This is a genomic window from Pseudoflavonifractor phocaeensis, assembly GCF_038439875.1.
Classification (GTDB): Bacteria; Bacillota; Clostridia; order Oscillospirales; family Oscillospiraceae; genus Vermiculatibacterium.
The window spans coordinates 200,863-214,097 of the sequence record NZ_JBCDMT010000006.1; the positions used below are offsets into that span (position 1 = coordinate 200,863).

12 protein-coding genes are annotated in these 13,235 nt (G+C 65.3%); 10 read left to right on the forward strand and 2 right to left on the reverse strand.

Annotated features, from left to right (window positions below; all coding sequences use genetic code 11):
- Positions 1–56 precede the first annotated feature (56 nt).
- The 4 genes from AAEU42_RS12770 to AAEU42_RS12785 are packed head-to-tail and all read left to right on the forward strand — an operon-like array spanning position 57 to position 4,288.
- Positions 57–1,535: a phosphohexomutase domain-containing protein gene (locus AAEU42_RS12770; protein ID WP_342233948.1), complete on the forward strand. Its 1,479-nt coding sequence runs from the start codon at positions 57–59 to the stop codon at positions 1,533–1,535.
- A gap of 17 nt (positions 1,536–1,552) precedes the next feature.
- Entirely contained in the window at positions 1,553–2,497 is a 945-nt protein-coding gene (locus AAEU42_RS12775) for a transketolase (protein WP_342234030.1), read from the forward strand.
- A gap of 1 nt (position 2,498) precedes the next feature.
- The gene (locus tag AAEU42_RS12780) at positions 2,499–3,446 is read left to right on the forward strand and encodes a transketolase family protein (RefSeq protein ID WP_342233949.1); all 948 of its coding nucleotides are present in this window, start codon (positions 2,499–2,501) and stop codon (positions 3,444–3,446) included.
- A gap of 14 nt (positions 3,447–3,460) precedes the next feature.
- Positions 3,461–4,288: an HAD family hydrolase gene (locus AAEU42_RS12785; RefSeq protein ID WP_342233950.1), complete on the forward strand. Its 828-nt coding sequence runs from the start codon at positions 3,461–3,463 to the stop codon at positions 4,286–4,288.
- A 46-nt stretch (positions 4,289–4,334) separates the two neighbouring features.
- Here AAEU42_RS12785 and nth read toward each other — a convergent pair whose 3' ends face one another.
- Complete coding sequence (gene nth / locus AAEU42_RS12790; protein WP_342233951.1) at positions 4,335–4,991, reverse strand: endonuclease III; 657 nt, start codon at positions 4,989–4,991, stop codon at positions 4,335–4,337.
- A gap of 86 nt (positions 4,992–5,077) precedes the next feature.
- Here nth and AAEU42_RS12795 point away from each other — a divergent pair, with 86 nt between their 5' ends.
- The 6 genes from AAEU42_RS12795 (at position 5,078) to AAEU42_RS12820 (ending at position 11,364) form a co-directional block, all read left to right on the forward strand.
- The gene (locus tag AAEU42_RS12795) at positions 5,078–6,319 is read left to right on the forward strand and encodes a serine hydroxymethyltransferase (RefSeq protein WP_342233952.1); all 1,242 of its coding nucleotides are present in this window, start codon (positions 5,078–5,080) and stop codon (positions 6,317–6,319) included.
- Positions 6,320–6,470: 151 nt separating this feature from the next.
- A complete protein-coding gene (locus AAEU42_RS12800; protein WP_342233953.1) occupies positions 6,471–6,908 on the forward strand; it encodes a LytTR family DNA-binding domain-containing protein in 438 nt (145 codons plus the stop codon).
- 44 nt (positions 6,909–6,952) lie between these two features.
- Positions 6,953–7,363 carry a DUF3021 family protein gene (locus tag AAEU42_RS12805; RefSeq protein WP_342233954.1) on the forward strand — a complete coding sequence of 137 codons (411 nt, stop codon included), beginning with the start codon at positions 6,953–6,955 and terminating at the stop codon, positions 7,361–7,363.
- A gap of 101 nt (positions 7,364–7,464) precedes the next feature.
- On the forward strand, positions 7,465–9,750 hold the full coding sequence (locus AAEU42_RS12810) for a WG repeat-containing protein (protein WP_342233955.1): 2,286 nt from the start codon (positions 7,465–7,467) through the stop codon (positions 9,748–9,750).
- A gap of 76 nt (positions 9,751–9,826) precedes the next feature.
- Positions 9,827–10,096: a helix-hairpin-helix domain-containing protein gene (locus AAEU42_RS12815; RefSeq protein WP_342233956.1), complete on the forward strand. Its 270-nt coding sequence runs from the start codon at positions 9,827–9,829 to the stop codon at positions 10,094–10,096.
- Positions 10,093–11,364: a replication-associated recombination protein A gene (locus AAEU42_RS12820; RefSeq protein ID WP_342233957.1), complete on the forward strand. Its 1,272-nt coding sequence runs from the start codon at positions 10,093–10,095 to the stop codon at positions 11,362–11,364. The genes AAEU42_RS12815 and AAEU42_RS12820 overlap by 4 nt, the downstream gene beginning before the upstream one ends.
- 176 nt (positions 11,365–11,540) lie before the next feature.
- Here AAEU42_RS12820 and AAEU42_RS12825 read toward each other — a convergent pair whose 3' ends face one another.
- A complete protein-coding gene (locus tag AAEU42_RS12825) occupies positions 11,541–13,205 on the reverse strand; it encodes a GGDEF domain-containing protein (protein WP_342233958.1) in 1,665 nt (554 codons plus the stop codon).
- Positions 13,206–13,235: the final 30 nt, after the last annotated feature.

Genomic DNA, 13,235 nt, shown 5'->3' on the forward strand with positions numbered 1-13,235 from the left:
AGCATTTGTCGTATACTGAACATACTTGGACAAAATGAGGAAAAGGGGCTGACAGGATGGGGAATGATCTTCGGCAGTTACAAAACGGCAGCGACGTGCGGGGTGTGGCGCTGGCCGTCCCCGGCGGCAGGGAAGTGGATCTGACGGGCGGGGCCTGCCAGCGCATCGCCGGGGCCTTTGTGCTGTGGCTCTCCCAACGGACGGGCACGCCCGCCCGGCAGCTGCGCATCGGCGTGGGGCACGACTCCCGCCTGACCGCCTCCCCCCTGAAAGAGGCCGCCGTGCGGGGCATCCGGGCCCAGGGGGCCGAGGCGCTGGACTGCGGCCTGGCCTCCACCCCCGGCATGTTCATGGGGACTGTTTTCCCCGGCACGGCCTTTGACGGCTCCATCATGCTCACCGCCAGCCACCTGCCCGCCGAGCGTAACGGTATGAAGTTTTTCACCCCGGAGGGGGGCCTGGACAAGCCGGACATCACGGCCCTTCTGGAGCTGGCCGGCGGCGTGGAGGAGGCGGAGGGGCCCTCGGAGGCGGAGCCCTCCGAACTGATGGGCCAATACGCCGCTTACCTGCGGGGAAAGATCGTGGAGGGGGCGGACAAGGGCGGGCGGCCCTTGGAAGGCCTTCACATCGTGGTGGACGCGGGGAACGGCGCCGGGGGCTTCTTCGTCACCCAAGTGCTGGAGCCCCTGGGAGCGGACTGTTCCGGCAGCCGGTTCCTGGAACCTGACGGCAATTTTCCCAACCATATCCCCAACCCGGAGGACCGGCAGGCCATGGAGGCCATCCGCTCCGCCGTGTTGGACAGCGGGGCCGACCTGGGCCTCATCTTCGACACCGACGTGGACCGGATGTCCGCCGTCCTCCCGGACGGCGCCGAGGTGAACCGGGACGCCATCATCGCCCTGACCGCCGCCATTCTGGCCCCCGGCCATCCGGGCGGCACCATCGTCACCGACTCGGTGACCTCCGACCGGCTCACCGTTTTCCTGGAGCGGGACCTGGGGCTGAAGCACCGCCGGTTCAAGCGGGGCTACAAAAACGTCATCAACGAGGCCATCCGCCTGAACGCCGAAGGGGTGCCCACCCCCATGGCCATGGAGACTTCGGGCCACGGCGCCCTCCAGGAGAACTACTTCCTGGACGACGGGGCCTATCTGGCGGTGAAGCTGGTGGTGGCCCTGGCCAGGCACGGGCGGCTGGGAGACCTGATCGCCAAGCTGCCCCCCGCCGTGGAGGAAGCGGAAAAGCGCATCCCCCTTTCGGGGGCTGATTTCAAGGAGAAGGGCGCCGCCGCGCTGGAGGCCTTCGCCCACCGGGCGGAGGAGCGGGGCATCCCCCTGGCCCCCACCTGCGAGGGGGTCCGGCTCTCCCTGCCCGAGGGCTGGATGCTCCTGCGGCAGTCCCTCCACGACCCTCTGCTTCCCCTGAACGCCGAGGGGAACCACCCCGGGGACTGCGCCAAGCTCCTGTCCCTGGCGAAAGAATTGCTCACCGGACTGGACGGGCTGGACCTGTCCGTTCTGGACCGATAAAAAGGAAGGATGATATGATGGAAACGCACGCGCTCCGAGGCCTGGCCCTGTCGGCGGCCAAGATCCGCTCCCTGGCCATGGATCAGGTGTACACTGCCGCTTCCGGCCACGTCGGCGGCTCCCTGTCCGTGGCGGATATCCTGGCCGTCCTCTATTTCCACACCATGAAGGTGGACCCCACCGCCCCCAAGGACCCCGACCGGGACCGGCTGGTCCTCTCCAAGGGCCACACCACACCCGCCCTCTACGCCGCCCTGGCGCTGAAGGGCTACTTTCCCAAGGAACAGCTCAAGCTGTTCCGCTCCATCGAGGGGCATATGTCCGGCCACCCCGACATGGTGCACGTCCCCGGCGTGGATATGTCCACCGGCTCCCTGGGCCAGGGGATCTCCGCCGCCGTAGGCATGGCCCTGGCGGGGCAGATCGACCGGAAGGATTACCGGGTCTACGCCATCCTGGGCGACGGTGAGGTGGAGGAGGGCCAGGTGTGGGAGGCCGCCATGGCCGCCGCCAAGTATCACCTGGACAACCTCTGCGCCATCGTGGACGTCAACGGCCTCCAGATCGACGGCTCCACCACCGACGTGATGCCCACCGAGCCCCTGGACGAGAAGTTCGCGGCCTTCAACTGGAACGTTTTGAAGGTGGACGGCCACGACCTGGCCGCCATCGCCGAGGCCCTGGAGCTGGCCGCGGAGTGCAAGGGGATGCCCACCGTCATCCTGGCGAAAACGGTGAAGGGCAAGGGGGTCTCCTTCATGGAGAACGACGCCGGCTGGCACGGCAAGGCCCCCAACGACGAGCAGTACAAGCAGGCTCACGAGGAGCTTTCCGACGGTGTGCGGATCGCCGCCGAGGAGATGGCCGCCGAGGCCATGGACGACGCCGTGGCCACCCTGGAAAAACTGGACCAGGCCTATGAGAACCTGTACGGAAAAGACGAGACGGAGGAGTGGATATAATATGGGAGAGAAGATCGCCACCCGCCAGGCCTACGGCAAGGCCCTCATTGATCTGGCGGAGCAGTACCCCGAACTGGTGGTGCTGGACGCCGACCTGGCCAGCGCCACCAAGACCGACGGCTTTGCCAAGGCCTATCCCGACCGCTTCTTCGACATGGGGATCGCCGAGTGCGACATGGTGGGCGTGGCCGCCGGCCTGGCCACCTGCGGCAAGAAGCCCTTTGCCAACACCTTTGCCATGTTCGCCGCCGGCCGGGCCTTTGAGCAGGTGCGCAACTCGGTGGCCTATCCCCGCCTGAACGTGAAAGTGGTGGGCTCCCACGGCGGGCTGTCCGTGGGGGAGGACGGGGCCACCCACCAGTGCTGCGAGGACTTCGCCACCATGCGGAGCATCCCCGGCATGGTGGTCTGCTGCCCCTGCGACGGCAACGAGATGACCCAGGCCGTGAAAGCCCTCATGGACTACGACGGCCCCGCCTACCTCCGCCTGGGCCGCCTGGCGGTGGAGACCGTCACCGACGCCGTCCCCGACTATAAGTTCGAGCTGGGCAAGGGGGTCACTCTCCGCCCCGGCGGGGACGTGACCATCATCGCCGTGGGCCTCATGGTCCAGAAGGCCCTGGCCGCCGCCGAGCTGCTGGCCCAGGAGGGGATCGACGCCCGGGTCATCGATATGCATACCATCAAGCCCCTGGACGAGAAGCTTGTGGTCAAGGCGGCCTGGGAGACCGGCTGCATCGTCACCACCGAGGAGCACAACGTCATCGGCGGCCTGGGTGAGGCGGTGTGCGCCTGCGTCAGCGCCCAGCACCCGGTGCCCGTGATCCGCCACGGGGTGGAGGACGTCTTTGGCCGCTCGGGCAAGGCCGAGCAGGTGTTGGAGCACTACGGCCTGACCGCCCAGGGCATCGTGGAGAAGGTCAGGAAGGCCCTGGAATTGAAAGGGTAACGGAGATAATTCACTTGAATATCAAACTCATCGCCATGGATATGGACGGCACCCTTTTGGACGCCAACCACGTCACGGTTCCCCAGCGGAATATCACGGCCCTCCGGGCGGCCTCCCGGCTGGGGGTGGCCCTGGCCATCGCCAGCGGCCGGACCTGGAGCCTTATCTCGGACGCCGTGGAGCAGCTGGGATTGATGGATTACGCCCTGGTGGGCAACGGGGCCGCGGTCCGGGATGTGCGGGGCAGAAAGCGGATCTACGAAAAATGTATGCCCAACGCCCAAGCCCTGGACATCATCCGCATCCTTCAGAGCCACCGGCTGCCATTCGAGGTGTACTGCGCCGGGCAGAACTATGTGGAGCGGGGGGACGTGGACCTGGTGCGCCCCCACTGCCTCTCGCCGGAGTTTACCGCCCTCTTTGCCGAAAAGACCCTCTTTCCCGAAAAGCTGGCCGACGCCCTGGCGGGACGGGACGTGGAGAAGTTCAACATTTTCCACGTGCCCCTGGCGGAGCGGGAGCAGGTGGAGCGGGAGGTTCTGGCCACCGGGGCGCTGGAGATCGCCAACGCCTTTGCCCAGAACATGGAGCTGGCCGCCGGAGGCGTGAACAAGGGGACCGCCCTCCAGGCCCTTGCGGCCCACCTGGGCCTGGGGCCGGAGCAGGTCATGGCCTTCGGGGATGCGGGCAACGATCTGGAGATGCTCTCCTGGGCGGGCTGGTCCTTCGCTATGGACAACGCCTCACCCCAGGCGAAAGCCGCCGCCAAATACCGCGCCGCCGCCAACACGGAGGCGGGGGTGGGCCAGGCGGTGGAAAAATATGTGCTGGAACAGGCATAGAGATAAAAAAAGAGCCCGGCGTGTCATCACGCCGGGCTCTTTTTTGTTATGTCTCGTCTTTTTTCCCGCTCTTGTTGTACAGGTCGCACCAGGGCCGCAGGGTGCAGCTTTCGCACACCGGCCCCCGGGCCATGCACACCGCCCGGCCGTGGAGCACCAGCCGGTGGCAGAAGTCGTTGGACTCCTCGGGAGGCAGGATTTTCCGCAGCTGCTCCTCCACCTTGGCCGGGTCCTTGGTGCCGTCGGTGAGGCCCAGGCGGCCCGAGATGCGGATGCAGTGGGTGTCAGCGATGACCACGCCGGGGGTGTGGTACACGTCCCCCAGAATGAGGTTGGCGGTCTTGCGGCCCACGCCGGGGAGCTTCAGCAGGTCCTTCATGGTATTGGGCACCACCCCGCCGTAGTCGGAGAGCAGCATTTGGGATGCGGCCACGATATCCCGGGCCTTGGCCCGGAAGAAGCCGGTGGAGTGTATGTACTCCTCCACCTCGCTCACGTCGGCGGCGGCCAGAGCCTCCAGGGTGGGGAAGCGGGCGAAGAGGGCGGGGGTGACCTGGTTGACCCGCTCGTCGGTGCACTGGGCGGCCAGCCGGACGGAAAACAACAGCTCGTAGGGCTTGGGATATTGAAGGGAACAGATGCCCTCGGGGTAGACTTTTTTCAATTCCTCCACAATCAGGGCCGCGCGTTCCTTTTTTCTCATACAATTCACCTCTTGACGGAATCTTTTATCCATAATATCATACTTTTATCGCGATTGCGACACCAATTTAAAGGGGGAGCAGGTAAATGCTGAAGGAGAACATGGAGCTTATCCAGGCCCAGGACCCGGAGCTGGGCGCCGCCATCCGCGCCGAGTATGACCGCCAGCAGCGCAACATCGAGCTCATCGCGTCGGAGAACTTTACCAGCCAGGCCGTGATGGCCGCCCAGGGGAGCGTCCTCACCAACAAGTACGCCGAGGGGTATCCCGGCCACCGGTACTACGGCGGCTGCCAGTGCGTGGACGTGGTGGAGGAGCTGGCCCGGACCCGCGCCTGCGCCCTCTTCGGCGCCGACCACGTGAACGTCCAGCCCCACTCCGGCGCCCAGGCCAACTACGCCGTCTACGCCGCCTTCTGCGAGCCCGGCGACACGGTGCTGGGCATGGACCTCTCCAACGGCGGACACCTGACCCACGGCTCCCCCGTGAATTTTTCCGGCCGGAACTACAAAATCGTCTCCTACGGCGTGGGCGCCGACGGGCGCATCAACTACGACGAGGTCCGGGAGCTGGCCCGGAAGCACCACCCCAAGATGATCATCGCCGGGGCCTCCGCCTACCCCCGCATCATCGACTTCAAGACCTTCGGCGACATCGCCAAGGAGGTGGGGGCCTACCTCTTCGTGGACATGGCCCACATCGCCGGGCTGGTGGCCGCCGGGCTCCACCCGTCCCCCATCCCCTACGCCGACGTGGTGACCACCACCACCCACAAGACCCTCCGGGGCCCCCGGGGGGGCATGATCTTCTGCAAGGCCGAGTACGCCAAGAAGATCGACTCCGCCATCTTCCCCGGCAGCCAGGGCGGCCCCCTGGAGCACGTCATCGCCGCCAAAGCCGTCATGCTGGGAGAGGCCATGAAGCCCGAGTTCAAGGCCTATGAGGAGCAGATCGTGAAGAACGCCTCCACTTTGGCCAACGCCCTGCTGGCCGAGGGCTTCGACCTGGTGAGCGGCGGCACGGACAACCACATGATGCTGGTTGATTTGCGCAGTATGCACCTCACCGGCAAGGAGCTGGAGCGGCGGCTGGACGAGGTGAACATCACCGCCAATAAGAACGCCGTCCCCAACGACCCGGAGAAGCCCTTCGTCACCAGCGGCGTGCGCATCGGCACCCCCGCCGTTACCACCCGGGGCTTCAAGGAGCCGGAGATGCTCCTCATCGCCAAGTTCATCGGCGCGGCGGCCAAGGATTTCGACGGCCAGGCCGACGCCATCCGGGCCCAGGTGGCCGAGCTCACCGGCCGGTTCCCCCTGTACGAGTAAACAAGCGAAAAGAAGGCAGGCGCGACGGGAGACCGTTGCGCCTGCTTTTTTGCATCTTGCCGGGGGAAAAGGGCCCCTTGCCGGTACGGCCCTTGCAAATCCGGCCCGGAGCGGGTATGCTCAACCTGTCAGCTGGCAAGGAGGAAGGTCCATGAAAATCACAGTGGAACACAGCCAAGTGGAGGAGAACGAGGTCATCCTGCGCTGTCCGGCCCTGGACGAGGAGATGCTGGGCGTGCTGTCCCTGCTCAAGTCCAGCCTGCAAAAGCTCTGCGCCTGGGACCAGGAACGGGAGATGGTGCTGCTTGCCCCCGGAGAGGTCCTCTACGGCGAGTCGGTGGAGGAGCGGACCTATCTGTACACCGCCGGCCAGGTCTACCGCACCGCCCTCACCCTGGGAGAGCTGGAGACCCGGTACGAGGCCTTGGGCTTCTGCCGGGTGAGCAAGTCCATGGCGGTCAACCTCCACGGCATCCGCAGCCTGAAAAGCCGCGGGGCGGGCCGGATCGAGGCGGCCATGAAGAACGGGGAGAGGCTCATGATCTCCCGCCATTACGCGCCCCTGCTGCGGGAGCGGCTTGGGATGTAGGAGGTATTGAAATGAAAGAGTTTTTCAGTTTCTATCGCTGGGGCATGAACATGAAATTCCATATGTCCATCTATACCATCGCCCTGCTTTCCGTCAAAAGCGTGGTCAATCTGCTGCAGGGCAGCGACGTAGTATCCATTTGGACCATGATCGAGATGGTGGTCCTATCCATGGTGCTGGCCATCTGCGAGACCTTCCTGTTCCCGGAGGAGAAGGAATTGCCCTCCGCCGCGCTGCGGAACAGGACGGTGGTTTGGGCGGTGCTGCTGAACGTCCTGTTCCTGGGCGGCAGCCTGTTCTTCCACTGGTTCTCCGGCGTGCCGGCGTGGGGGGCGGCGGCGCTGGTCGCGTTCCTGGAGGGGGGAGCCTTCGCCATGTGGATTGGGATGCATGTGGCCCTGAAAAAAGACACCGCCCGGCTCAACCGAAAGCTGAAGGTCTTTCAGGAGGAGTGAGGCCCAAATCCCACTGTACGGGGGAGAGGCAACGTGATAAAATGGACGAAACGGGACTCCGTTTCGTCCATTTTTTGCTTTTGCGGGAAAGGAAGAATTCCATGAGACGGTTTTTGACAGCCCTGCTCTGTACGGCTCTACTGGCGGGGACAATGCCCGCCGCACTGGGCGCACCCGACTACGTGGGCGGATATTTTAACGGCCGTGCCGCTTTTTCGGAAAACGGCAAGACCGGCTTCCTGGACGAGGAGGGGCGGGTGGTGGTTCCCGCCGTCTACGACGATGTGAGGGTCTACGACGGCGGCTACGCCCGTGTGGCCCAGTGGGTGGGCGATACCCAGCGCTGGGGCGTTTTGGATGTGGAGGGGAACCAGATCCTTTCTCTGGAATACGACTGGATCGGGGAGTTGTGCGAGGGCTTGCGGGCGGTGTCCCTGAATGGGAAGTGGGGCTATCTGGACGAGGCGTTCCAGGCGGCTATCCCCTATCAGTTTACCGGCGGGGCGGAGGACTTTGACGGCGGTTACGCCCAGGTGGCTATACGTGACGAGGACGGTACGCCGCTGTGGGGGCTTATCGACCGGGCGGGGAACCAGGTGGTCCCCTGCCGGTACCTGTGGGCGGCGCGGCCGGATGGCGGCTTGGCCCGGGTCCAGTCCCGGGAGGAGCTCTATGGGGCCGTGGACGTGTCCACGGGGGAGGAGGCTTACCCCTGCCAGTTCCGCTCGGGAGAGGCCCTGTCCCGGGCCATAGAGGAGGGCGTCAGTGACCCGGACCTGCTGTGGAAGGCGGCGGCCCAGGCGGGGGAAAACCAGGGCCTCTCCGTGACCTGGTACCCCGAGTGCGAGGGCCTCATGCGCCGCTACGGCACCGACCGGATGCTGCTGGTGAAGGACGGTAAAAGCGGGCTGTTCGGCCTGGACGGCACGCAGTATACCGGCTTTGTGTTCGACGCGGTGGGGGAATTTGACAACCAGGGCCGGGCTACGGCGGCGAGAGATGGAGCATGGGGCAAAATCGACTTAAACGGCGATACGGTGGTGGATTTTGTCTACGCCACGCAGGAGGAGGCCGCCGACGAGGTGGGGGTTCGCTTCGTGGAACAGTGGGGAGACCAGCCGCCCTACGCCCTGGCGTCCCTGGATGGCAAGCTGCTGACAGGCTATCGGTATTGGGCTTACCGCCCCTTCTCCCACGGCTACGCCATGGTGACGGACGGCGGGGAGGGCTGGGGCTACGTGGACACCACCGGAAGGGAGATCACCCCCCTCCAGTATGGCGGCTACGGGGACCTGGGCAGCGACGATTTCGGCGCCGACGGCTGTGCCGTGGTTCAATACGCCGGAAGGGACTACAACGTGATCGACGGCCAGGGCCGGGAGCTTTTCGCCCAGCGTCAGGGGCGGAAGCCCTGGCGGGCGGGCCTTGGCCTGTGGGGCTATGAGACGGAGGAGGGCGTGGGCTTCGTTGACGGCGCGGGCCGGGTGGTGATCCAGCCCCAATATTTCTACCTGACCGACCCCAAGGGCTTTATGCGGGGAAATGTCTTTGACGAGGCCACCGGCCTGGCCCAGGTCTGGGACAGCCAAAACTCGGAGCCGTACTATATTGACGCCGCCGGAGCCCGGGCGGCGGCCCCGGAGGCGGTGGATGAGAGTGCCCTTTTCCACGAGGGCCTTGCATGGACCCATTCCGAGATGGGTTCCTCCGGTTTCGGCCTGGACTGGGGCATGGGGGCCTGGGGCTTTCAGGACCAGACCGGCGGTCTGGCGGTGCCCCATCTCTACGATGCCGTGGGCTATTTTGACCACGGCTATGCCTCCGTGCAGGTGGACGGAGTCTTTGGTATGCTGAAAAATCCCCTCTGCCGGGAGGATACCTCCCCCTGGGCCGCCCAGGAGTTGGCCCAGGCCCGGGAAGGGGGCTATGTCACACCCCGGTGCGGGACCTATCAGACCTACACCATCACCCGCCTTCAATTTGCTGAGCTGGCGGTAAACTACCTGGAGAAGGCCACGGGGGAGACCGTGGCCCCCGCCCCGGCGGACACCTTCTCCGACACCGCCGACGAGGCGGTCTTGAAGGCCTATGCCGCCGGGATCGTCCAGGGCACCGGGGAGGGCGGATTTTCCCCGGACGGCCCCCTGACCCGGGAACAGCTCGCCGCCATGCTCTGGCGGGCCATGGAGCGGGCGGGCATTGCGGCGGAGTCCGCCGACCTGACGGCCCACGCCGACGGCGGAGAGGTCTCCGACTGGGCCGCCAGGGGCATGTCCGCCCTGGTGGGCCGGAAGGTGCTGGAGGGCACGGGGGAGAACGCCCTGTCCCCCAAGTCTTCGTGCACGGTGGAGCAGGCTGTTTTGCTGGTCTTTCGGGCGGCTAAGTGACGCTTTACAAAGAAGTAGAACATATGTTAGAATGGGGAGGACAAGATCCTCCCCATTTTTTCCCTGGAGGTACGCCGTGAAAACAGACCTAAAAACCATCCCCGGCGTGGGACCCAATATGGAGCGGCGCTTTCTGGGCCTGGGCATCTCCTCGGTGGAGGAGCTGAGGGGCCGGGACCCAGAAGAGCTGTATTTTCTCGACTGCGCACGTTATCCGGGCGGGGTGGATCGGTGCTGTCTCTACGTGTACCGTCTTGCGGTGGCCTTTGCCGAGGGGCGGCTCACGGATCCGGAACAGCGCAAGTGGTGGAGCTGGAAAGATGATAAGGGAGGGGAGCGCCCATGACATACCGGCCTTTGGCGGATGAGATCCGCCCCGAGACCCTGGACGAGGTGGTGGGGCAGAAGCACATTTTAGGCGAGGGGGGCCTTCTCAGACGCATCATCGAGGGGGGGAACATCCCCAACCTCATCTTTTACGGCCCCTCCGGCACCGGCAAGACCACCGTGGCCAACATCATCGCCAAACGCACCAACCGCACCCTGCGGCGCCTCAACGCGACCACGGCCTCCCTGTCCGACGTGAAGGACGTCATCGGGGAGGTGGGGACCCTCCTGGCCCCGGAAGGGGTTTTGCTTTACCTCGACGAGATCCAGTACTTCAACAAGAAGCAGCAGCAATCCCTGCTGGAGGTCATCGAGCGGGGGGACGTGACCCTCATCGCCTCCACCACGGAAAACCCCTATTTCTACGTTTACAACGCCGTCCTCTCCCGCTCCAGCGTCTTTGAGTTCAAGCCCTTGAGCGCCAACGATCTGATCCCCGCCGTGGAGCGGGGGTTCCGGCTGATGGGGGAGCGGCTGGGGGCCAAGGCCAAGTGCGAGAAGGGGGTGGTGGAGCACATCGCCACCGCCTGCGGAGGGGACTGCCGGAAAGCCATGAACGCCGTGGAATTGCTGATGAACTCCGCCGCACGGAAAGGGAAAACCCTTGCCATTACTTTGGAGGACGCCCAGACGGTGGCCCAGAAGTCAGCCATGCGCTACGACCGGGAGGGGGACGACCACTACGACATCGCCTCCGCCCTGATGAAGTCCCTCCGGGGCTCCGACCCGGACGCCGCCCTCCACTACCTGGCCCGGCTGCTGGAGGCGGGGGATATGATCACCGCCATCCGCCGCATTTTGTGCTCAGCCAGCGAGGACGTGGGCATGGCCTATCCCCAGGCGGCCCTTATCGTGAAGGCCTGCGTGGACAACGCACTCCAGCTGGGCCTGCCGGAGGCCCAGCTCCCCCTGGCCCAGGCGGTGGTCCTGCTGGCCACCGCGCCCAAGTCCAACTCCATCGTGGCGGCCATCGGCGCCGCCCGGGCGGACGTAAAGGCGGGGAAGACGGGGGAATACCCCCGGCACCTCCAGAACGTCCACGCCGACTCCGCAGGCCTGGAGCGGGACCAGGGCTATCTCTACCCCCACAATTTCCCCCACCACTGGGTCAAGCAGCAGTATCTGCCCGACATCCTGCTGGGGAGCCAATACTACGTCTATGGCGAGAACAAGACCGAGCAGGCCGCGCGGCAGTACTGGGAAAAAATCAAGGGGGAGGAGGGCTGAAAGAAGCTTCCTCTTTCAATATCTGGCGAAGAAAGCGGGGTGGTAGGATACCGCCCCGCTTTTTGGCTGCTCTTCGGCTCAGGCCCGCATGGTCATTCTGCCCCTCCGGCGTCCTTTTCTCCAGCCCATGTCCGCCGGGGACCGCCGGTCTTTCGATCGCGCTTGGGGGCCGGGTGTCACGAGGGGCCCGGCGCCTGGGCCTCTTTCCAGTTCCGCTTGTCCTCATACATCAGCTGGTCCGCCCGGGAGAGGAGCCTTTCCAGGGTATCGCCGTCCGAAAAACGGAAACGGTCACAGCCGAAGGCGATACTGAGACCGGGGGAATGGGCGGCGCTGTACCGTGCGGCCCCGGCGTCCAGCCGGGCCCGCAGGGCCCGTACGTCCGCCTCGGAGCGGTCGAAGAGGAGGAGGACGAACTCGTCCCCTCCCACGCGGTACACCCGTCCCTCTCCCTCCGCCCCGTCCCGGAGCAGCTCCGCCGCGGCCCGGATGAGGGCGTCCCCGGCGGCGTGGCCCAGGGCGTCGTTGGTCTTTTTCAGATTATTGATGTCGGCGGAGAGGCACCAGATGGAGGAGTGGCGTTCCAGCTTTCCCTCCACCCGGGCCAGCTCCGCCTCGAAGGCCGCGCGGTTGGCAAGGCCGGTGAGGGCGTCGGTGTATGCCATCTGCCGGTAAGTGCTGGAGCGGAGGGAGGTCTCGTAATAGCGCAGGTTCTGCCGCAGCAGATAGCCGGTCTGGAGCAGCAGAAAGGCCAGCACGCCGAGCTGAAAGCCCAGGGCCTTTTGATAGAATACCGGCAGGTAGAAGCGGAAAATATCCGCCAGGGCCCCCACCAGCACGGGGGAGAAGGACAGCACCGGCCACCACCGGCGATTTTTCCCCCAGGCCGCCGACAGGAGCGACGACAGGAGCAGGAGCGCCGACAGCGCCATCAAAAGGTGAGTGAGCGTCAACCCCCTGCGTAGCTCCCAGCCAAAGAAAAGATGCCCCAGCGTCTGGGCGGCGAAGTTGAGGAAGAGGACGCAGCAGTCCGCCGTCAGCAGGGCCCGGAACCGCGCCCCGCACACCTCCGCCGCCAGGGCCAGCAGGGGAAGGGGGATCAGCATGAACAGCAGGAATTCCAACAGGTAGATGGGGTAGGGCTCCGGTATGAACAGGTGGACGGTGTCGGTGATGACGAAGGAGTACAGGGAGAACACCAGGGCGAACAGGCCGATGTGCAGAAAGCTGGCCTGGAAAGCAAGGGCGTCCTCCCGCTGGGCAGCCACCGTGTACAGTGCTTGCAGGCCGCAGATGAGCAGGAACAGGCCGAAGCAAAAGATGGCGGCGGCGATTGCCAGGATGGGCAGTTCGTCCGCCATCATGCCATAGACCAGAGCTCCCTCGGAGCCGACCAGAGGCACGGAGATCTCATAGGGAACGCCCCCGCCCAGGAGGGGCGCGGCCTCGATCCGCAGTGTGCCGGCCTCCTCCGGCAGCGGGAGCAGGGTGAACACCTTGCCTATGGTCCTGTCCTGTCCCGGAGGCCTGCACAGACAGCATCCCAGCTCCGTTCCATTCCAGAGCAGCCGGGTGTTCTGGTATTTGGCGTAAAAGAGCAGGTAACGAGGACTGCCGTCCCCGGTGGGCAGGGAGGTCTCAATACCGTACCCTTCCGGCGGATAAGCCTGTTTGACGGGCAGTGTGACGCTGGCGCCGCCGTCATCAGTCCAGCCGCCCTCCAGCCGCGTCACGTCCATCCGGGGGCGTGGGCAGCCGCCCACGCCCCGTGTCAGTGCCAGCGTAATCAGCACAAGGGCTGCCGACACGCCGATCAGAAGCAGGATCAAGCGTCGGGACATCCGTGGGGTTTGATTTGGGCCGTGGTCGAT